The sequence below is a fragment of the Rahnella sp. AN3-3W3 genome (assembly GCF_003263545.1).
GTDB classification, from domain to species: Bacteria; Pseudomonadota; Gammaproteobacteria; order Enterobacterales; family Enterobacteriaceae; genus Rahnella; species Rahnella variigena.
In genome coordinates this window covers 34,635-54,957 of record NZ_JYDG01000045.1, presented here as the reverse complement: position 1 = coordinate 54,957, position 20,323 = coordinate 34,635, and the positions used below count along the sequence as shown (strand labels likewise).

Here is a 20,323-nt window from a genome sequence, read left to right as displayed (position 1 = left end):
GAAGGACACTGTGGAAGTCTACACCACTGAGAATGAACAGGTTGATGCTGTACGTCGCTTCTTTGCCGAAAATGGTAAAGCGCTGGCCATCGGCGTTGTTCTGGGTATTGCAGCCCTGGGCGGCTGGCGTTTCTGGCAGAGTCACCAGGACACAGCCCTGACGGAAGCTTCTGCGTCTTTCCAGAAAGCGAATCAGTCGATGACGGGTAATAATGCGCAAGGCGTGGCCAGTCTCGAGAAGTTTGCTCAGAGCAATGACAATAATTACGGGGTGTTTGCTGCCCTGCAACTGGCTGATCATTTCGTTGAGACCAAAGATTTCGCGAATGCTGAAAAGCAGTTAGTCCAGGCGCAAGGTCAGGCTAAAGAAGACAATTTACGTTCGCTGGTGAATTTACGTCTGGCTCGTATCCAGATGCAGCAAGGCAAATTTGATGATGCACTCAAAACGTTAGATGGCGTGAAGGGTGAAGGCTGGGCGGCTATGCAGCAAGGCATCCGTGGTGATGTTTTGCTTGCGAAAGGCGATGCAAAAGGCGCACGTGAAGCTTACAGCAAAGGACTCGATTCTAAACCCTCTCAAACGCTGCAAACTATGCTGCGTATGAAATTGAACAACTTAGCCAGCTAAGGGGAACCCCGATGCAATTGCGTAAAACACTCTTGGTAGGATGGGTTTCAGTTGCCCTGCTGAGTGGCTGTTCATTGTTTAACAGCGAAGAAGACGTGGTAAAAATGTCTCCGCTGCCAAAAGTTGAGAATCAATTTACTCCGACCAAAGTCTGGAGCAAATCCGTAGGCGACGGTGTAGGCGATTTCTACTCCAACCTGCGTCCGGCCTGGCAGGACAGCACTATTTATGCTGCTGATCGTTTTGGTGTGGTTAAAGCACTCGACGCTGACAGCGGTAAAGAAAAATGGAGCGTGAATCTGTCTCAAAAGACCGGCTTCCTCTCCCGTAATATTTCAGCACAACTTTCTGGCGGCCTGACGGTCTCCGGTAGCCATGTGTATGTCGGCAGCGAGAAAGCAGTGGTGTACGCATTGAACACCACTGACGGCACTGTGGCATGGCAGACTAAAGTCGCTGGTGAAGCGCTTTCCCGTCCTGTCGTCAGCGATGGTCTGGTGCTGGTGCATACCGGCAACGGTATGTTGCAGGGGCTGAGTGAGTCCGATGGTACTATCCAGTGGACAGCTAACCTCGATATGCCAACGCTTTCCCTGCGTGGCGAATCGGCTCCGGCCGTGGCGTTTGGTGCGGCTATCGTCGGTGGTGACAACGGTCGTGTCAGCGCAGTGCTGATGAAAGAAGGCCAGTTGATCTGGCAACAACGTATCTCTCAGACTACCGGTACAACTGAAATTGACCGTCTAAGCGATGTGGATACCACACCGGTTATCGTTGATGGCATTGTGTATGCACTGGCCTATAACGGCAACCTGGTGGCGATGGATCTTCGTTCTGGTCAGATCATGTGGAAACGTGATGTGGGTTCAGTCAACGACATCATCGTTGATGGCGGCCGTATCTATATGGTTGACCAGGATGACCGCGTGATGGCGCTTGATACCCAGGGCGGTGTCAGCGTGTGGCGTCAGAGTGAATTATTGCACCGTAACCTGACAGCCCCGGTGTTGTATAATGGTTACATTGTGGTCGGTGATTCCGAAGGTTATCTGCACTGGATTAACACCACAGACGGTCGCTTTGTGGCTCAGCAGAAAGTCGACAGTGATGGCTTCCTGAGCGGACCGATTGTGGCCAGTGACAAGCTGGTCGTGCAGGCGAAAGGTGGCGAAGTTTACTCCTTCACCCGCTAATATCGCCACCTGCGTCAGGCTCTGAGATCGGTTGATCCCGGGCTTTAAAACGGCTCCTGAATTGCTCAGGGGCCGTTTCGTATTCTGAAATCTACGTAACGGATATAAACCGATTACGCTGTAACAATTTGAATTATAGTGGTTTGTATTGAAATTCTGCAGGCCCGCTATTTGCGTTTTGCACCATATTAAAAAAACTGAGGCTTCAAAATGATACCTGTCGTTGCGCTTGTAGGGCGCCCGAATGTGGGTAAATCCACTTTATTTAACCGCTTGACCAAAACGCGTGACGCGTTGGTTGCGGATTTCCCGGGGCTTACGCGTGACCGCAAGTATGGTCGTGCCGAAATTGAGGGTAATGAATTCATCATCGTGGATACCGGCGGTATCGACGGTACCGAAGACGGCGTTGAAACCCGCATGGCGGGGCAGTCTCTGCTCGCTATCGAAGAAGCGGATATCGTGCTGTTCATGGTCGATGCCCGTGCGGGCCTGATGCCTGCCGATCAGGGCATTGCCCAGTATCTGCGCAGCCGTGAAAAAGCCACTTTCCTGGTCGCCAACAAAACTGATGGTTTGGATCCGGACAGCGCCACCGGCGATTTCTACTCGCTGGGCCTTGGCGAAGTCTATGCCATCGCCGCATCTCACGGTCGTGGCGTCACGCAGCTTATCGAACACGTTCTGATTCCGTTCGTGGGCGAAAAGCCGGAAGAAGTCGAACTCACCGAAGAAGAGGCGAATGCCGCTTACTGGGCTGAGCAGGAAGGCACCGGCGATGAAATTCCTGAAGACGTGGAAGACGATTTCGACCCGCAGTCTCTGCCAATCAAACTGGCTATCGTGGGGCGTCCGAACGTAGGTAAGTCCACACTGACTAACCGTATTCTGGGCGAAGAGCGCGTCGTGGTATACGACATGCCGGGCACGACCCGTGACAGTATTTATATCCCGATGGTGCGTGACGAGCGTGAATACGTTCTGATTGATACCGCCGGTGTGCGTAAGCGCGGAAAAGTGACTGAAACCGTTGAGAAATTCTCGGTAATCAAAACCTTGCAGGCGATTGAAGACGCCAACGTGGTGATGCTGGTCATCGATGCCCGCGAAGGTATTTCCGATCAGGATCTCTCGCTGTTAGGTTTCATCCTCAATAGCGGGCGCTCACTGGTGATTGTCGTCAACAAGTGGGACGGCATGAACGAAGAAGCGCGTGCGCAGGTGAAAGACCAGCTGGAACTGCGCCTTGGTTTCGTCGATTTCGCGCGTATTCACTTCATCTCTGCCCTGCACGGCAGCGGCGTAGGTAACCTGTTTGAATCCGTGAACGAAGCCTATACCTGTGCCACCACGCGTGTAAGCACTTCCTTACTGACCCGTATCATGCAGATGGCCGCTGACGATCACCAGCCACCGCTGGTTAACGGTCGTCGCGTTAAGCTGAAATATGCTCACGCCGGGGGTTATAACCCGCCAATCGTGGTTATCCACGGTAACCAGGTAAAAGATCTGGCAGATTCCTACAAACGCTATCTGATGAACTATTTCCGCCGTTCACTGAAAGTGATGGGTACGCCAATCCGCATCCAGTTCAAAGAAGGTGAGAACCCGTATGAAGGCAAGAAAAACTCGCTTTCTCCTCACCAGCAGCGTAAGCGCCGACGTCTGATGCAGCACCTGAAAAACAAATCCTAAACGAATGGGGTGCATGAAAATGTACCCCATTTTTTTGTCTTCATTTTCCCGCAAGGAGCTGGCTGGATGTTCTGGCAGACCTGGAGTTTTGCGTTTGGCGTTACGGTTCCCAATTTATTGATCTTGCTGCTGGGCGTGTTTTTACGCCGCACTGGCCTGATGGATGACAGTTTTAACGAAAAAGCCAGCCGTCTGGTATTCAATATCGCCTTACCTTGCCTGCTTTTTTTTAGCGTGGCACAAGGGCATGATTCCTCGGGTTCTAACTTGCCGCTCGCCATTTATGGCGGACTTGGTACCGTCGTGACTTTTTTGCTGCTGGAACTGGTGGCGATTAAGTTGGTAAAAGATCCGCGTGAGCGCGGAATTTTTGTACAGGGCGGGTTTCGAGCGAATACCGGTATTGCCGGGCTGGCTTATGCGTCGCTGGCGTTTGGCAGCGAGGGTATTGCGCTGGGGTCGATGTATCTGGCGGTCACAGTGATCCTCTTCAACGTGCTGTCCGTGATTACGCTGACCCGCAGCCTGAAAGGCGGGCAGGGCAAACGTATCGGCCTTAAACCCATCATGCATGGCATCGTCACTAATCCGCTGATTATCGGACTGGTGCTCGGGCTGGCGTTTCAGTACAGCCATTTACCGATGCCCGCGACGATTGCCAGTACCGGGGATTTTATTTCAGGTATGGCGCTGCCGCTGGCGATGTTGTGTGCCGGGGCAAGTCTTGACTGGAAAGTGATGTTCCGCAGCTCAAACGTGGCGGCCTGGTCTTCAGCCTCACGCGTGATATTTGTTCCCGCGCTGATGACTTTCGGTGCATGGCTGTTTGGCTTTCGCGATGCGGCGCTCGGCGTTATATTTCTCTTTTCCTGTACACCCACTGCGGCGGGCAGCTATGTCATGACCCGTGCGATGGGCGGTAATGCTACGCTGGCGGCCAATATTATTGCCGTCACGACGCTGGGATCATTTTTCACGACGGCTCTGGGTCTGTATTTACTGCGGACGCTGGGCGTCATATAGAGGGGAAGTACGATGGATGCGCTCTGTCCGGTTTGCGGCCAGCCGATGAGCTGGGTAAGCGGTCACTTTCATTGTGATGCGTGCCATACCGATTATCAGCAAACGGCATTATGCCCGGATTGTCAGCAACCGTTGCAGGAACTGAAAGCCTGCGGCGCGGTGGATTATTTCTGCCAAAACGGGCACGGAATGATTTCTAAAAAACGGGTAACGTTTACCTATTCACCCTGTTGACCCTATTCGCAAGAGTGACCGTCGGGCGGAGCCTGTTTCCATAAATCCACCAGTTCCTCGGGAGTCTCGGTTTCGGGAATAATCACCACCAGACTGGCGGAATGCTCTGCCGACGCGTAATAAATCTCGAGACGGAAATAACGCTGGTCACCCCGACCGGCGTTTTCTTTTTCCTGAGCATAAGGCAGAGCTTTGTTGATGAGCTGGCAAATTTCCCGCCGTTTGTCATCACTCATACCTGAAAGCTCAACCCGTCGCGGTCCGCTGAGTTTGGGGATAAAAGCAACCCCTCCCTCACGGTAGATTTCAATTACCGTATTACTTTCCAGCGAATCTAAAGGTTTCATTTACATCACTCCAACCTGCTCCCAGGCTTCACGAACGGCTTGTGCGACTGAATCGTCAAAGCGTTTGCCCGCGTTTTTGACAGTGAGCTGAGCGAAGGCGACAAAGTCAGCATCTTTCGACAGGGATTTATCGCAGACCGTGTCATACCAGACGTAACCCGCACGTTCCCAAGCGTTACCTCCCAGTTTAGTGGCCGCCAGATAAAATGCGCGGTTAGGGATCCCCGAATTGATATGTACACCGCCGTTATCGTCACGGGTATTCACATAGCCTTTCATGTCGGCAGGCTGCGGATCTTTGCCGAGTAACGGATCGTCATAGGCCGTACCGGGGTGGGACATCGAACGCAGGCCGGTTCCATGAATGCCTTTTGCCAGCAAACCTTCACCAATGATCCAGTCCGCTTTATCGGCGGTTTGCCTGAGATGGAACTGCTTCACCAGCGAGCCAAACACGTCTGACAGGGATTCATTGAGCGCTCCCGATTGTCCGTTATAGTTCAGACCGGCTTCAGATTCCGTCACACCGTGGGAAAGTTCGTGTCCCACCACATCAATGGCGATAGTGAAGCGGTTGAAGATTTCCCCGTCGCCGTCACCAAACACCATCTGCTGACCGTTCCAGAAAGCATTCTGATAGCCTTTGTCGTAGTGAACCGTGCCTAGCAAAGCCAGCCCTTTGCCGTCTAGTGAGTTGCGTTGGTACGCCTGCCAGAAGAAATCATAGGTCACACCAAGATAGTCATAGGCTTCATCAACAGATACATCGCCGTTACTGGCCTGACCTTCTTTACGAACCGATTCACCGGGCAGGTGCGTGGTGTTTTTGGCATCGTAAATATCACGCTCAACCTGACCCGCTTTGGCAGTCACAATCTTCTGCGGTTTCGCATAAGGCTGCGCCATTAATGTATTGATGTGGACCAGAGTCTGTTTCGCGCAACGGCGCTGAGGTTCTGAGCCGTGCTCAATAATGCGGTTGAGCATGTATGGCGGGATAACGCTGTTGTAACGCTTCGCTGAACTGTGATTCATCGTGAATCTCCTTATCAAGGGGCACCCGAAGGTGAAGGCAAGGTGTTCTGACCGACTGATACTGAAAGACGGCTAATGATTAGTCATCAATGGTCAGTATAGGACTGTCGGGCGATTCGTCTGTTAAAGATGAGATTTATCTGTCCGGCTGCGGGTCATACAACGTGTGCGGATGACAGGTCACGGCGCGTCCGCTGGCTTTTCTGACTGACTCGCGCACCACCAGTTTTCCCTGTAAAAGCTGGGTGGTGTGGGGCGCATCGGGCCGCAACATCCGTCGTTGCAAAAGGGAAATAGCTTCAGCGCCCAGTTCATCGCGGGGCACATGCACCGCCGTCAGCGGTACGTCATGAATTTCTGCCAGATTGAATCCGTCGGTGCTGATCACACTGATATCGTCGGGTACAGAGAAACCTCGCTTTGCCAGCGCGGCGACTACGCCGGAAGCCATAAAATCCCCACCGGCCAGGATCGCCGTTGGCATCGGCTGGCCGGGCGGTAAACCATCGAGGTATTCCAGTAATGTCTGTTCGCTTTCCTGCGCGCCGAATCCTGAGGTATTCAGCAAATGCTGGCTGTCACTGAAAGTCAGATGATGGCGGGCGAACGCCTGTCTGATGCCGGTCAGGCGCAGTTCCATCGTATGACGACGCAGGCATTGTACGGTCACGATGTGGTTATGCCCCTGAGAAAACAGGTAGTCGCAGGCGAAATCGCCCATCGTCTGATGGTCCGGGCTGACGCTGTCATGGCGCATGTGCCGGTCATGGCAATTGACCAGCACGCACGGCTTGCCCATTTCGGCCGCCAGCTGATGAATATGCGGGTCGTCTATACCGACCAGCAATATGGCTTCGGTCTGAGGATCGGTCATTTTGGTGATGAACAGCGCGGCGTCGGCGTTTTCCTCCTCCAGCGCGCAGTAGCGGACACGCACTTCATGATGGGCAGTGGCAGCCAGAATGCCCTGGATCACCTTGTAGTAAAAAATATCGCTGCGTACATCAAAAGCGCGGGCGGGGGCGAAAATCAAAATGTTATTGAGCATCAGCCTGCCGGTGGAAAGACCATTGAGCACGCCCTGAGATTTGGCACACTCAAGCACGCTGTCGCGCGCCTTGCTGCTGGTGTTATTTTTCCCGGCTAAAACACGTGAAACGGTACTGATCGACAGCCCTGTCTGGTCGGCAATTTGCTGGATATTTAACTTTCCTTTCAAACTGTGATCTCCTTCAAAATCGTCCATGCAAAATTTTTCATATCAGAAGATGTGCTGCCTGTGAGCTTTTATCCTCCCTGACTTCCTCCTGCAGTTATAGCGTGAAAGCTTTTGCAAAAAATCACGTTTCACTCACAAATCCAGCTGCCTACTCTGCAGAAGTACCTCACATAACACATCATCTGCGGCCAGGCCGACGGGTGGGAGAGCGGACATGACAATTCAAATAAATACCGGGACGGCTGCGGTTGTACAACGCAGGAAAATAAAAGCCTTACGCTGGTGGATGCTGGCGCTGTTTCTCCTTGGCGTGACGGTGAACTATGTCACGCGAAATTCTCTGGGTCTGCTGGCGGCTGAACTGAAAACCAGCCTGAACATGACCACTGAACAATATTCTTACATCGTTGCGGCATTTCAGGCGGCATACACCATCTTCCAGCCTTTATGCGGCTGGCTGATTGACGTGATCGGCCTGAAGCTGGGCTTTCTCATTTGTGCCTCAATCTGGGCGGTAGTTTGCATGATGCACGCGGGTGCCGGCAGCTGGATCCAGCTTGCCGTTCTGCGCTTCTTTATGGGCAGCGCCGAGGCGGCGGCCACACCGGCCAACGCAAAAGCGATTTCTGACTGGTTTCCGCGTAAGGACGTCCGGTTGCTGCAGGCTGGGCGGGCGTAGGCTTCTCGATTGGTGCCATGCTGGCACCGCCGATTATTCTGGTCGCACATGTGTCATTTGGCTGGCGCGGAGCGTTCCTGTTCTGCGGTGTGCTGTCAATGCTGTGGGTTCTGTTGTGGTGGAAGTTCTACCATTCACCGGAAACGCATCCGAACTTAAGCAAAGATGAACTGGCGCTGATCCGTTCCGATAACGAACCGCAACAAACGCGACTGCCGTTTATCAAATCACTGAAAATCGTTTGTAAAAACAAGAAATTCTACGGTATCGCCATTCCGGCATTTCTGGCCGAACCCGCATGGGCTGTATTCAGTTTCTGGGTGCCGCTGTATCTCGCCAACGAACGCGGGATGGACTTAAAACACATCGTGATGTTTGCCTGGCTGCCGTTCCTGGCCGCCGATCTGGGCAGTATTGCCAGCGGCTATCTCACCACGCTATACCGCAAAGTGTTTGGTTGCACACGCATCAACTCCATTGTCGCCAGTTCTGTTACCGGCGCATTCATGATGCTGTCGCTGGCGCTGGTCGCCGTCACGCAAAGCCCGTACGCCGCCATTGCCCTGATCTCCATCGGCGGATTCGGTCATCAGGTGATTTCCTGCATGTTAAGCGCGGTCGTGGTGGAGACATTCGATAAAAGTCAGGTAGCGACGGTCAACGGTATGCGCGGTTCTTCCGCATGGATCGCCAGCTTCCTGTTTTCACTGTTGATCGGCGCAGTTGCCGACAAAATGGGTTTCAATCCGCTGTTTATCGCGATGGGTTTCTTTGATTTGATTGGCGCAGTCTTCCTGATTGCCCTGATCGCTGAACGCCGCAATCCGGCAAAAAGGGAGAGTGTATGAAGACGTTAAAACACTGGGAGCTTGCCGGGCAGGATGATGCAGGCGTGGATTTGCGCGTTGATGGCAAACATCTGTTTTCTCTGCGTGTACTGGAACAAGGTTTAGTCCGCGTATTCATTCAGCGCAACGGAGAACTGGCGCTGGATCGTACCTGGAGCATCGCACCCCAAAATAGTACCGCACCCCTGAACGATGTGCCCTGGGAAGGGCGTGACCGTTTGAGCAACGAAGGCTTTTCATTGCCGGGCTATCAGCTGGAACAAAGTGATGACCGTCTGACAGTGACCACTGACGCGCTACGTGTCACTGTTCATCAGCCATTGTGGCTGGAATGGGAATACAAAAACGAGGCGGGTGTCTGGCAACCGCTGGTGAAAGATCGCAAAACCGGCGCGTATATGCTCGGCGTGAAAAACGACGCGTCGGCGCACTATCAGCTGCGTGAACCGCAGGATGGCGTGTACGGACTGGGAGAGAAAGCCGGCGATCTGAACCGCAGCGGTCGTCGTTTCGAAATGCGTAATCTGGATGCCATGGGCTATAACGCTGCCAGCACCGATCCGCTGTACAAACATATTCCGTTTACAATGACGCGCCGCAATGAAGTGAGTTTTGGCGTTTTCTACGACAATCTCAGCAATGTCTGGCTTGATCTCGGCAATGAACTGGATAATTACCATCTGCCCTATCGTCGTTTCAGTGCTGAAGCGGGCGATCTGGATTACTACCTGTTCATCGGGCCGACGTCTCTGGGAGTCACCAAAAAGCTGGTCCGCCTGACCGGTAAAACCACTTTCGGGCCGAAATGGAGTCTCGGTTACAGCGGCTCTACCATGTATTACACCGATGCGCCGGACGCCCAGCAGCAACTGATGAAATTCATCACGCTGTGTCAGCAACATGAAATTCCCTGCGATTCCTTCCAGCTTTCATCGGGTTACACCTCGATCGGCAACAAGCGTTACGTGTTCAACTGGAACTACGACAAAGTGCCGGAACCGGAAGTGATGTCAAAGGCATTTCTTGACGCCGGTATTCGTCTCGCAGCTAACATCAAACCGTGTCTGTTGCAGGATCACCCGCAATACGGGCAGGTGGCGGAACAGGGGTTGTTTATCCGCGACAGCGAAGACAACGTACCGGAACGTTCTGTTTTCTGGGACGACGAAGGGTCGCACCTCGATTTCACCCATCCTTCTGCCGTGCGCTGGTGGCAGAAAGGCGTGACGCAACAGTTGCTGGAAAAAGGCATCGGTTCGACGTGGAATGATAATAACGAATACGAAGTCTGGGACAGCGATGCGCGTTGCCACGGTTTCGGCAAGTCTATCGCCATCAAACATATCCGTCCGGTGATGCCGTTGCTGATGATGCGGGCGTCTTTTGAAGCGCAGCAACGTTTTGCACCGGAAACCCGCCCGTATCTTATTTCACGTTCCGGTTGCGCCGGGATGCAGCGTTATGTGCAAACGTGGAGCGGTGATAACCGCACTAACTGGCAGACGCTGCGCTACAACACGCGCATGGGCATCGGCATGAGTTTATCCGGTTTGTATAACGTCGGGCATGATGTTGGCGGATTCTCAGGGGATAAGCCGGATGCTGAACTGTTTGTCCGTTGGGTGCAAAACGGCGTGATGCATCCGCGTTTCACCATTCACTCCTGGAATGACGATCACACCGTTAATGAGCCGTGGATGTATCCGCAGGTGACGCCGCTTATTCGCGACGCTATTCGTCTGCGATACCGTCTGCTGCCGTATTTCTACACCTTGCTTTGGCAGGCTCATGCGGATGACGAGCCGATGCTGCGCCCGACATTCCTTGATCACGAGCACGACAAAAACACCTTCGCGGAAACCGACGATTTCCTGATGGGACGTGATTTACTTGTCGCCAGCGTGGTGGATGAAGGGCTGCGTGAACGGAATATTTACCTGCCAGATAACGGCATTGGCTGGTGCGATTTCTATACCGGCGAATGGTTTGCGGGTGGCCAGACCATCATCCTCGACGCACCACTGGACAGATTGCCGCTGCTGGTTCGCGCGGGCGCTGCACTGCCGCAATCATGCCGTCTCGCACATGTTGATGCCAGCAAAGATGCACTGCGTGAATTGCATGTGTATCCGGCTCCGGGTCAGGCGACCTCATCCGGCATGTTGTTTGAGGACGACGGCGAAAGCCATCGCTGGGAGCAGAATCATGCGCTGTGGCTCAACTGGGATATTTGCAGTGACGAGCAGCGAATCAATATTACGCTGACGCAGCGCGGCGATTTCAAACCTGCCTGGAAAACGCTGGATATCGTGTTGCCGGAAGGTGAAACGCGCGAAGTGTTGGTCAATGGTGTGAAGACAAAGAGCTATAATCTGTAAGCTTTTCAATCTCCTCTCCCCGTAAAGGGACCGATGGTTTTTTAGCTCCTCCCCCTGCGAAGGGGGAGGCGGGGAGGGGGTTTCAAACCCAACGCTTATTTAACCGCACGTTTCCGCGCTTTCTTCTCTACAACGATCGATTTCACTTCACTTTCAATCCAGCCATCGGCCAGACGTGTTTTCAGTGTTTCGCCCGGAGCGGTCTGCGTGGTCTTCTTCAGCAACGCGCCTTGTGGCGTCGTCGTCACGCTATAACCACGGGCGAGGGTCGCCAGCGGACTGACGCCTTCCAATTGTGTACAGGCGGTACCAAAACGCTGACGGCTTTCGGTCAGCAGCGATGACATCGCCTGTTGCAGCCGGTACTGAAGCTGCTGAACCCGTTGCTGAGCACGGTGAATGCGCGGCTGTGGCTGCTGTTGCGTCAGGCGTTGCTGCAAACGATCGGTGCGGCGCAGCATCTGGCGCAGCTGGTTTTGCATGGCTTCATCAAGACGACGCCGCAATTTGAACAAGGCGGTTTGCTGACGCGCCAGACGTAAATGTGGATGCTGTTGTTGCAGCCGGTGATTCAGACGCGTGAAGCGCTGCGTCAGTTGCGCGAGATAATAATCCATCGCCATTTCGAGGCGCTGCTGCTGTGACTGGATCTGGCGCAGCAGTTCCAGCTGATTACGGCTGATCAGCTCGGCGGCGGCAGACGGCGTCGGTGCGCGCAAATCCGCGACAAAATCAGCAATCGTCACATCGGTTTCGTGGCCGACGGCGCTGACGATCGGAATGCGGCTGGCAAAAATTGCCCGTGCCACACGCTCATCGTTAAAGCTCCACAAATCTTCCAGCGAACCACCGCCGCGTCCGACAATCAGCACATCCACTTCTTCGCGGGCGTTAGCTAACTGAATGGCACGGACAATCTGGCCCGGCGCATCTGCGCCCTGAACGGACGTCGGATAGATAATGACGGGCAACGACGGGTCACGACGCTTTAAGACATTCAGGACGTCATGCAGCGCAGCGCCGCTGCCGGAAGTAATCACCCCCACGCATTTAGCGGGCGAGGGCAGCGGTTGTTTAAACTGCGCATCAAACAGACCTTCGGCGGCCAGTTGTTGTTTCAGTAAATCGAATTTCTGCTGTAACAGACCGTCGCCCGCTTCCTGCATGCTTTCTGCAATCAGCTGATAATCGCCACGCGGTTCGTACAACGTAATCGTCGCGCGTACCAAAACCTGCTGGCCGTTTTGCGGACGGAACGTCGTGCGGCGGTTGGAATTGCGGAACATCGCGCATTTGACCTGCGCACGGTCATCTTTGAGCGTGAAATACCAGTGGCCGGAGGAAGGCTGAGAGAAGTTTGAAATCTCACCGGAGAGCCAGACCTGACCCATTTCGTTTTCCAGCAACTGTCGGACCGTCTGATTGAGGCGGCTTACGGTAAAAATAGGAGGCGAAGAAGGTAGCGACATGTGATCCAGATCAAATTCAAAAACAGAGACTTAATCGAACGATACTACATGCCCCCAAAAGGTAATCAAGAAGTTTTTGAAATAGTTCTGGTCGAAATGCCTACTCACCTGTATACTCCCGCTGCAATATTTTATCTTTTCCGCATCCACCTTGGTGAGATATTGCCCATGCTACGTATCGCAAAAGAAGCACTAACGTTCGACGACGTTCTCCTTGTTCCAGCCCACTCCACAGTTCTGCCCAATACTGCCGACCTCGGTACTCAACTGACCGCTAAAATCCGTCTGAATATCCCTATGCTGTCCGCAGCCATGGATACCGTGACTGAAGCGAATCTGGCGATTGCTCTGGCGCAGGAAGGCGGCCTCGGATTCATCCACAAGAACATGTCTATTGAGCGTCAGGCGGAAGAAGTCCGTCGCGTGAAGAAGCATGAAAGCGGCGTTGTTGCTGACCCTAAAACAGTCACACCATCGACCACTTTGCGTCAGGTTAAAGAACTCACCGAAATTAACGGTTTTGCCGGTTATCCGGTCGTGACTGAAGAAAACGAACTGGTCGGTATTATTACCGGTCGTGACGTGCGCTTCGTGACCGATCTGGAACAGCCTGTTACTGCGGTCATGACGCCGAAAGAGCGTCTGGTCACCGTCAAAGAAGGCGAGGCCCGCGAAGTCGTGCTGCAAAAAATGCACGAAAAACGTGTAGAGAAAGCGCTGGTTGTTGACGCGCAATTCCATCTGCTCGGTATGATCACCGTAAAAGATTTCCAGAAAGCAGAGCGTAAACCAAATGCCTGTAAAGATGAGCAGGGCAGCCTGCGCGTCGGTGCAGCGGTTGGTGCGGGCGCGGGCAACGAAGAACGTATCGATGCGCTGGTTGCTGCGGGTGTTGACGTCCTGCTGATTGACTCATCTCACGGCCATTCCGAAGGCGTTCTGGAACGTATCCGCGCCACCCGCGCTAAATACCCGGATCTGCAAATCATTGGCGGTAACGTTGCGACTGGCGCAGGTGCTCTGGCACTGGCGAAAGCCGGTGTGAGCGCAGTGAAAGTCGGTATCGGTCCTGGCTCCATCTGTACCACCCGTATCGTAACCGGCGTTGGTGTTCCACAAATCACCGCTGTTTCTGACGCGGTTGAAGCGCTGGAAGGCACCGGTATTCCGGTTATCGCTGACGGCGGTATCCGCTTCTCCGGTGATATCGCAAAAGCTATCGCTGCTGGCGCAAGCTGCGTGATGGTTGGTGGGATGCTGGCTGGTACAGAAGAATCTCCGGGCGAAATCGAGCTGTATCAGGGGCGTTCGTACAAATCTTACCGCGGCATGGGCTCTCTGGGCGCGATGTCCAAAGGCTCTTCTGACCGTTACTTCCAGACTGATAACGCCGCCGACAAACTGGTACCGGAAGGTATCGAAGGTCGCGTCGCGTATAAAGGTCGTCTGAAAGAAATCATCCACCAGCAAATGGGCGGTCTGCGCTCCTGTATGGGGCTGACCGGTTGTGCTACCATCGACGACCTGCGCACTAAGGCTGAGTTTGTCCGCATCAGCGGTGCAGGGATCCAGGAAAGCCACGTACATGACGTGACGATTACCAAAGAGTCACCGAACTACCGCATGGGTTCTTAATCCCATAGTCGCTGCTGCGCGTCGGCGAGCCGGCGTTGGAAGCTGGCTCAAAATGCTCATTTACGTCATGTAAACTGCGCTTTTTCGCCAGCTTCCGCCTTGCCTCACCTTAGCTCGCGAGCGCCTGGATCGAGTCACTACAAATTAATACCCAGCCCGTTATTTCCGGGCTGATTAATATTCCGTTTTAACGCTTTTATTGCTTTCTGGAAAACGCCCCCTCATGAGCGAAAATATTCACAAGCACCGTATCCTGATCCTCGATTTCGGCTCCCAGTACACCCAACTTGTTGCGCGCCGCGTGCGTGAACTGGGTGTCTATTGCGAACTCTGGGCCTGGGACGTAACCGAAGCCCAAATCCGCGAATTCAATCCGAACGGGATCATCCTGTCCGGCGGCCCGGAAAGTACCACCGAGCATGACAGCCCGCGCGCCCCTGATTACGTTTTCGAAGCCGGTGTACCGGTTCTGGGCGTCTGCTACGGCATGCAAACCATGGCGATGCAGTTAGGCGGCCATGTTGAAGGCTCAACCGAGCGCGAATTTGGTTATGCGCAGGTTGAAGTTCAGACTGAAAGCGCGCTGATCCGCGACATTCAGGACGCCCTGAGCGAGAACAACAAACCGCTGCTCGACGTCTGGATGAGCCACGGCGATAAAGTGACGGCTATCCCGTCTGATTTCGTGACCGTAGCCAGCACCGAGACCTGCCCGTTTGCCATTATGGCCAACGAAGAAAAACGCTTCTACGGGGTGCAGTTCCACCCGGAAGTGACGCATACTCGTCAGGGGTTGCGTATGCTCGAGCGTTTCGTGATGGATATCTGCGAGTGTGAAGCCCTGTGGACGCCAGCGAAAATCATCGAAGATGCCGTAGAACGTCTGCGTGTGCAGATTGGCGACGACCACGTGATCCTCGGCCTGTCCGGCGGCGTTGACTCCTCAGTCACCGCGATGCTGCTGCACCGTGCAATCGGTGAGCGTCTGACCTGCGTATTCGTGGATAACGGCCTGCTGCGTCTGAATGAAGCGGATCAGGTTCTGGAAATGTTCGGCGACCGTTTCGGTCTGAATATCGTTCACGTTGCCGCCGAAGAGCGTTTCCTGTCTGCGCTGGCTGGGGTTGATGAGCCAGAAGCCAAACGTAAAATCATTGGCCGCGTCTTCGTAGAAGTGTTTGACGAAGAAGCCTGCAAGCAGGATGAAGTGAAATGGCTGGCGCAGGGCACAATCTATCCTGACGTGATCGAATCTGCGGCGTCTGCCACCGGTAAAGCGCACGTGATCAAATCGCACCACAACGTGGGCGGTCTGCCGAAAGAAATGAAACTGGGTCTGGTTGAGCCGCTGAAAGAGCTGTTCAAAGACGAGGTGCGTAAAATCGGTCTGGAACTCGGTCTGCCATACGACATGCTTTACCGTCACCCGTTCCCGGGGCCAGGTTTAGGCGTTCGCGTGCTGGGCGAAGTGAAGAAAGAGTATTGCGACCTGTTGCGTCGCGCCGATGCGATCTTCATCGAAGAACTGCATAAAGCCGATCTGTACAACAAAGTCAGCCAGGCCTTTACCGTCTTCCTGCCAGTCCGCTCCGTTGGCGTGATGGGCGATGGCCGTAAATACGACTGGGTAGTTTCCCTGCGCGCAGTTGAAACTATCGACTTCATGACCGCGCACTGGGCGCACCTGCCGTATGATTTCCTCGGCCGCTGCTCCAACCGTATCATCAACGAAGTCAACGGCATTTCCCGCGTGGTGTATGATATCTCCGGTAAACCGCCGGCAACGATTGAGTGGGAATGATTCGGCAATATATCCTTAGCCGATAACTAGCTCTTAAAGCCCGCTGCTGTTGCAGGGGGCTTTTTTTTATATCTGTTTTAATTGTTGTCATAGCCAATGACTTTGTTAGCTTTTCGCTTTAGGCACTATTGCCGATAGTGAAATAAAGATCCCTGAAATTGCTGAAAAAATGAGTGGAAAAATAAAAGCATCAGAATTTCTCAGAGGATTATTTATATCCAGTAAAATAACAATAAAGAAAAGACTATTGGCAAAAGTGGCTGATGAAAATATTTCCCCTACTTTATATTGGAGGTTCTCCAGTGAAAATGCCGGTGTTTTTATCGAAAATGCATCCCATGTCAGATGAACAAAAATATAACTCACGCAGAGATAACAATAGAAGTGCGCAAGCTGATCTGAATTGACGGGAAGGTACCAGTGTAATTCTCGCAACTCACTTTCTCCGTATGCTCTTTAGATACAGGAGTGGCAACAACACCGCACCGATGGCCGCCATTGAAAGCAACAGTCTGTCCGTGACGATAAGTTCCGGTAGTGCAAGAGAAATACCGCCAGTGAATGCATATCCTGCACCTGCGCCGCCGAGTATGGCTTTGAAAAATGTCGTGATGTCGAATTCCATTTTTAATCTCCCTGATAACGAAAGGCAGATTACTCAAGTTTTAAAACACCTGCAAATTAAAACGGAATTTGTGATAGTTATATTTTCATAGTTACGAGGCCTGTTCCAAAAAACATAACGCCAGAATGCTGGGGAGATACCCTTTCATTAATAAATGTTCAGGTAACATAAAACGTTATTTCAGATGCGCCGTGAACCCATTTATCCCCGGTGTAATGTCCGGCTGCAGTGTCAGTACCGGAATATCTCATCACCGCCATTTTGCTGACGGCATCCAGCGCGGATTTCCATTCATCAGTGGCTGCGTGAGTTTATTGCTGATTCAGTATGAAAAAAGGCAGCCATCTGGCTGCCCTGATTGTGATGCGGTGACGAAAATTACTCGTTAAACAACCTGGTGTCGTTCGCCAGACTATCGACCACTGTTTTCAAATCGTTCGCGGTGACTTTTTGTGTATCGTTAGAAACTTGTTTTCCGAAGCCCTTACGGACGACTTTAATTACCGGTTTGCCGGTTGCTGAGTCAATCAGCTCGCCTTCGAAATACACTTCGGTATCACGCGTGCGGTGGCCGGTCGCGGTTTCAGTACCGGCAATGACCAGCGCAACCGGGATCACTTCATAGAATTGCAGACCTTCAGCCGAAGTATTCACACCGGTGATTGCACCTTTAAAGATCAAGGTACGCGGCCCCGCGTGATCTGTCAGAGGCAAACGCTCAGCGAGCGCAGGTTTCATACGGCTGTTAGCATAATCCAGAACGCCCTGCAGGGTTTCCTTGCTGATTTGCTCAGTAGGCTGAGGCTCCGGATAGAACTTAATCGGTTCGTATTTGATGTAGGAGTAGTTGGCTTTTTTGAACGAAGGGTCAATCCAGCGAAGAACCGGATTGCCACCTGCAGTTTTGACTTCCTTAAGGCCGGAATAGTCCCCCAGGAAACCAGAGAATTTATCCGCTTGAGTGACGTGGTTGGTACAACCGGCTAAAAACAGTACGCCAGCGACTGCAGCAACCTGCATCAGTTTTATTCTTTTCATTCGTACCCTCGAAATATTTTAAGGAAGACCAAGTATGTATAGCACTGTTGCGGAATTTAACCTGTTAACTACAAAGAAAAATTGATATCCGTCAGGATCGCAAAAAAACGGTTGTGTGAGGTAATCATTTCTTCTTCAATTATTTTTTTGATGAATGAAACAGATAGTATTCGCCCTTTGGACTTTCCCCTGTAGCCATGATGTTCCAGCCTTTTGACAGGTAAAAATCGACTGATTTTTTACTCTTTACTAAACATTTCAGAGAGCCCTGACGGGTAAACGTCTCTTCCGCCGCGCGAAGCAACGCCGAACCTGCGCCGGTTCCCTGATATTTGGGATCAACAAACAGGTTATGCAGGAAATCCTCCTGAGTGAAAATCGAGGCGAAGCCGAGCAAATGTCCGTCACGTTCCGCGACCAGTATCTTTTCGCCGATAACCGCACGATCAAAATCTTCCAGCTGAAAATCATCCTCCAGCCATGTCCAGGTGTGCTTTCGGGAGGCCAGATACAACGTGCGTAAAAACGGGCGATCTGCTTCTTCATAAGGCCGGATTTTGAGGGGTGATGGCAAAGAAAGCTCCTGAGAATTTTTTATCATCAAAGTCTGTGGTTTAGGTTTGTTTTCCGATACTGCCAGTGAAGTGCGGCGAGTTCAATTACGTTGACTTAACGGTTTTATATCGCATTTCCTGATTGATCTTCTGACCCTCGCCACCAATAATGCTTTCTTGACTCGGGGTGCCCGCTGTAAAGCAGGGCTGAGATTTTACCCGTATTACCTGATCTGGATTATGCCAGCGTAGGGAAGTCAGGTATCTCTCCTGATACCGCCTTCTTTAGCGCCGGTAGGGAGACTTATGCATACCCGACCTACCTTGTTGCCCGGCTCTACAGCCGCCACTTCTCTGAAACAACTCCGCCTTTCTGCGCCGCTGGTCCACTGCCTGACCAACGACGTCGTACAATCTTTTACTGCCAATGTTCTGCTGGCGCTGGGGGCGTCCCCTGCGATGGTGGTTGATCCCGCCGAAGCCGCGCAGTTCAGTACCATTGCTGATGCCTTGCTGGTGAATGTCGGCACGCTGACCCGTCTTCATGCCGATGCGATGCTGGCAGCTGTTCACGCGGCTCATCAGGGCGGAAAGCCCTGGGTACTGGATCCGGTCGCTGTCGGTGGCCTGAGCTGGCGAACCGAATTTTGCCTTGAACTCATCACGCTTAAACCTGCTGCCATTCGTGGTAATGCGTCCGAAATTCTTGCGCTCAGCGGACTCAGCGCGTCCGGCCGTGGCGTTGACAGCGGTGATGACTCCCTGTCAGCTTTACCTGCCGCACAACAGCTGGCGCGTAACACCGGCGCGATTGTCGCTGTCACCGGTGAAACGGATTATGTCACTGACGGCGAACGCAGCCGGGCCGTAGCAGGCGGGCATACGATGATGACCCGCATTGTTGGCACCGGATGCGCCCTGTCAGCCGTGGTGGCGGCCTTTGTGGCTTTACCGGGCGACCGGCTGGATAACGTTGCCGCTGCCTGTCGCGTGATGTCATGTGCCGGTGAACGTGCCTGTGCAGCAGTAAACGGACCTGGCAGTTTCACGCCTCAGTTCCTCGATAATCTGTATTTGATAGATGAGCAGTGGCTGAACGGGGAGGAGAGGCAATGAAACGGATTAATGCACTGACGATTGCCGGCACGGATCCGAGCGGCGGAGCGGGGATCCAGGCAGATTTGAAAGCCTTCTCGGCGCTGGGTGCGTACGGTACCAGCGTGATCACCGCGCTGGTGGCGCAGAATACCCGCGGCGTGCAGTCAGTTTATAACATTGAGCCGGAGTTTGTTTCGGCGCAGCTGGATTCCGTACTGAGCGACGTTCGTATCGACAGCACGAAAATCGGCATGCTGGCAAACAGTCAGATTGTGGACGTGGTTGCGGAGCGGCTCAGACATTATCAGCCGCCTTTTGTGGTGCTGGATACCGTGATGCTGGCGAAAAGTGGCGATCCGCTGCTACTGCCGGAAGCCGTGGATGCCGTGCGCCGTTTGCTGATCCCGCAGGTATCCATTATTACGCCAAATCTGCCGGAAGCCGCCGCGTTGCTGGAGTGTGCGACTGCGACTAATGAAACCGAAATGCGGGAGCAGGGAGAAGCGTTACTGGCGATGGGATGTGGCGCGGTGCTGATGAAAGGCGGTCATCTGAGTGATGAGGAAAGCCCTGACTGGCTGTTTGAGGCAGGTTCACGCGAGCGGTTTACCGCGCCGCGTGTGGATACCCGTCACACCCATGGCACAGGATGCACGTTATCTGCGGCGCTTGCGGCATTGCGACCGCGGCATAACAACTGGGCCGATACCGTACGCGAAGCCAAAGAATATTTGCAGCAGGCGCTGATGCAGGCCGATTCTCTGGAGGTTGGTCACGGCATCGGCCCGGTCCATCATTTCCACCGCTGGTGGTAACAGCAG

The 20,323-nt window shown here is 53.2% G+C and carries 17 protein-coding genes, 1 pseudogene and 1 riboswitch; of the genes and pseudogenes, 11 read left to right on the top strand and 7 right to left on the bottom strand.

What is annotated here, in order from left to right:
• The first annotated feature begins 10 nt into the window (after positions 1–10).
• The 5 genes from UC15_RS13495 to UC15_RS13475 all read left to right on the top strand — a co-directional run bounded on the left by UC15_RS13495 (position 11) and on the right by UC15_RS13475 (position 4,776).
• Positions 11–631, top strand: a complete 621-nt coding sequence (locus UC15_RS13495) for a YfgM family protein (protein WP_112288926.1) — start codon at positions 11–13, stop codon at positions 629–631.
• Positions 632–642: 11 nt separating this feature from the next.
• A complete protein-coding gene (bamB, locus tag UC15_RS13490) occupies positions 643–1,824 on the top strand; it encodes an outer membrane protein assembly factor BamB (protein WP_112288925.1) in 1,182 nt (393 codons plus the stop codon).
• A gap of 210 nt (positions 1,825–2,034) precedes the next feature.
• Positions 2,035–3,519 (top strand): ribosome biogenesis GTPase Der, encoded by a 1,485-nt coding sequence (gene der, locus UC15_RS13485; protein WP_112288924.1) that lies wholly within the window; start codon positions 2,035–2,037, stop codon positions 3,517–3,519.
• A 66-nt stretch (positions 3,520–3,585) separates the two neighbouring features.
• Positions 3,586–4,542, top strand: coding sequence for an AEC family transporter (locus UC15_RS13480; RefSeq protein WP_112288923.1), 957 nt, complete (start codon positions 3,586–3,588; stop codon positions 4,540–4,542).
• Between the two features lie 12 nt (positions 4,543–4,554).
• On the top strand, positions 4,555–4,776 hold the full coding sequence (locus UC15_RS13475) for a zinc ribbon domain-containing protein (protein ID WP_112288922.1): 222 nt from the start codon (positions 4,555–4,557) through the stop codon (positions 4,774–4,776).
• Between the two features lie 2 nt (positions 4,777–4,778).
• On the opposite strand, the gene UC15_RS13470 is transcribed toward UC15_RS13475, so the two are convergent.
• The 3 genes from UC15_RS13470 to UC15_RS13460 all read right to left on the bottom strand — a co-directional run bounded on the left by UC15_RS13470 (position 4,779) and on the right by UC15_RS13460 (position 7,377).
• Positions 4,779–5,123, bottom strand: coding sequence for a protealysin inhibitor emfourin (locus UC15_RS13470; RefSeq protein ID WP_112288921.1), 345 nt, complete (start codon positions 5,121–5,123; stop codon positions 4,779–4,781).
• Entirely contained in the window at positions 5,124–6,158 is a 1,035-nt protein-coding gene (locus UC15_RS13465; protein ID WP_112288920.1) for a M4 family metallopeptidase, read from the bottom strand.
• 136 nt (positions 6,159–6,294) lie between these two features.
• Positions 6,295–7,377 carry a LacI family DNA-binding transcriptional regulator gene (locus tag UC15_RS13460; RefSeq protein WP_112288967.1) on the bottom strand — a complete coding sequence of 361 codons (1,083 nt, stop codon included), beginning with the start codon at positions 7,375–7,377 and terminating at the stop codon, positions 6,295–6,297.
• Between the two features lie 214 nt (positions 7,378–7,591).
• Between UC15_RS13460 and UC15_RS13455 the strand changes: the two are divergent.
• Positions 7,592–8,904: pseudogene (locus UC15_RS13455) on the top strand (MFS transporter).
• Positions 8,901–11,282, top strand: a complete 2,382-nt coding sequence (locus UC15_RS13450) for a TIM-barrel domain-containing protein (protein ID WP_112288919.1) — start codon at positions 8,901–8,903, stop codon at positions 11,280–11,282. The pseudogene UC15_RS13455 and the gene UC15_RS13450 overlap by 4 nt, the downstream one beginning before the upstream one ends.
• Positions 11,283–11,377: 95 nt before the next feature.
• On the opposite strand, the gene xseA is transcribed toward UC15_RS13450, so the two are convergent.
• Positions 11,378–12,751, bottom strand: a complete 1,374-nt coding sequence (xseA, locus tag UC15_RS13445) for an exodeoxyribonuclease VII large subunit (RefSeq protein ID WP_112288918.1) — start codon at positions 12,749–12,751, stop codon at positions 11,378–11,380.
• A 168-nt stretch (positions 12,752–12,919) separates the two neighbouring features.
• Here xseA and guaB point away from each other — a divergent pair, with 168 nt between their 5' ends.
• Both guaB and guaA read left to right on the top strand, forming a co-directional pair.
• Entirely contained in the window at positions 12,920–14,386 is a 1,467-nt protein-coding gene (gene guaB, locus UC15_RS13440) for an IMP dehydrogenase (RefSeq protein WP_015689478.1), read from the top strand.
• Between the two features lie 223 nt (positions 14,387–14,609).
• Positions 14,610–16,187 (top strand): glutamine-hydrolyzing GMP synthase, encoded by a 1,578-nt coding sequence (gene guaA, locus UC15_RS13435; RefSeq protein ID WP_112288916.1) that lies wholly within the window; start codon positions 14,610–14,612, stop codon positions 16,185–16,187.
• 436 nt (positions 16,188–16,623) lie between these two features.
• Here the strand turns inward: guaA and UC15_RS13425 are convergent, their stop codons facing one another.
• From UC15_RS13425 to UC15_RS13415, 3 genes are all read right to left on the bottom strand, one after another.
• A complete protein-coding gene (locus tag UC15_RS13425) occupies positions 16,624–16,812 on the bottom strand; it encodes a hypothetical protein (RefSeq protein ID WP_112288915.1) in 189 nt (62 codons plus the stop codon).
• A gap of 378 nt (positions 16,813–17,190) precedes the next feature.
• Entirely contained in the window at positions 17,191–17,850 is a 660-nt protein-coding gene (locus UC15_RS13420; protein ID WP_112288914.1) for a DUF3313 domain-containing protein, read from the bottom strand.
• Between the two features lie 139 nt (positions 17,851–17,989).
• Positions 17,990–18,451 (bottom strand): N-acetyltransferase family protein, encoded by a 462-nt coding sequence (locus tag UC15_RS13415; RefSeq protein ID WP_369964356.1) that lies wholly within the window; start codon positions 18,449–18,451, stop codon positions 17,990–17,992.
• Between the two features lie 126 nt (positions 18,452–18,577).
• Positions 18,578–18,676, top strand: a riboswitch (TPP riboswitch).
• A gap of 34 nt (positions 18,677–18,710) precedes the next feature.
• Between UC15_RS13415 and thiM the strand changes: the two genes are divergently transcribed.
• Entirely contained in the window at positions 18,711–19,520 is an 810-nt protein-coding gene (gene thiM, locus UC15_RS13410; protein ID WP_112288912.1) for a hydroxyethylthiazole kinase, read from the top strand.
• A complete protein-coding gene (thiD, locus tag UC15_RS13405) occupies positions 19,517–20,317 on the top strand; it encodes a bifunctional hydroxymethylpyrimidine kinase/phosphomethylpyrimidine kinase (RefSeq protein ID WP_112288911.1) in 801 nt (266 codons plus the stop codon). The genes thiM and thiD overlap by 4 nt, the downstream gene beginning before the upstream one ends.
• Positions 20,318–20,323: the final 6 nt, after the last annotated feature.

Coding starts and splice junctions, on each gene's coding strand:
- bamB (WP_112288925.1), top strand. CDS start 643: ATGCAATTGCGTAAAACACTCTTGGTAGGATGGGTTTCAGTTGCCCTG.
- der (WP_112288924.1), top strand. CDS start 2,035: ATGATACCTGTCGTTGCGCTTGTAGGGCGCCCGAATGTGGGTAAATCC.
- UC15_RS13480 (WP_112288923.1), top strand. CDS start 3,586: ATGTTCTGGCAGACCTGGAGTTTTGCGTTTGGCGTTACGGTTCCCAAT.
- UC15_RS13475 (WP_112288922.1), top strand. CDS start 4,555: ATGGATGCGCTCTGTCCGGTTTGCGGCCAGCCGATGAGCTGGGTAAGC.
- UC15_RS13470 (WP_112288921.1), bottom strand. CDS start 5,123: ATGAAACCTTTAGATTCGCTGGAAAGTAATACGGTAATTGAAATCTAC.
- UC15_RS13465 (WP_112288920.1), bottom strand. CDS start 6,158: ATGAATCACAGTTCAGCGAAGCGTTACAACAGCGTTATCCCGCCATAC.
- UC15_RS13450 (WP_112288919.1), top strand. CDS start 8,901: ATGAAGACGTTAAAACACTGGGAGCTTGCCGGGCAGGATGATGCAGGC.
- xseA (WP_112288918.1), bottom strand. CDS start 12,751: ATGTCGCTACCTTCTTCGCCTCCTATTTTTACCGTAAGCCGCCTCAAT.
- guaB (WP_015689478.1), top strand. CDS start 12,920: ATGCTACGTATCGCAAAAGAAGCACTAACGTTCGACGACGTTCTCCTT.
- guaA (WP_112288916.1), top strand. CDS start 14,610: ATGAGCGAAAATATTCACAAGCACCGTATCCTGATCCTCGATTTCGGC.
- UC15_RS13425 (WP_112288915.1), bottom strand. CDS start 16,812: ATGGAATTCGACATCACGACATTTTTCAAAGCCATACTCGGCGGCGCA.
- UC15_RS13420 (WP_112288914.1), bottom strand. CDS start 17,850: ATGAAAAGAATAAAACTGATGCAGGTTGCTGCAGTCGCTGGCGTACTG.
- UC15_RS13415 (WP_369964356.1), bottom strand. CDS start 18,451: ATGATAAAAAATTCTCAGGAGCTTTCTTTGCCATCACCCCTCAAAATC.
- thiM (WP_112288912.1), top strand. CDS start 18,711: ATGCATACCCGACCTACCTTGTTGCCCGGCTCTACAGCCGCCACTTCT.
- thiD (WP_112288911.1), top strand. CDS start 19,517: ATGAAACGGATTAATGCACTGACGATTGCCGGCACGGATCCGAGCGGC.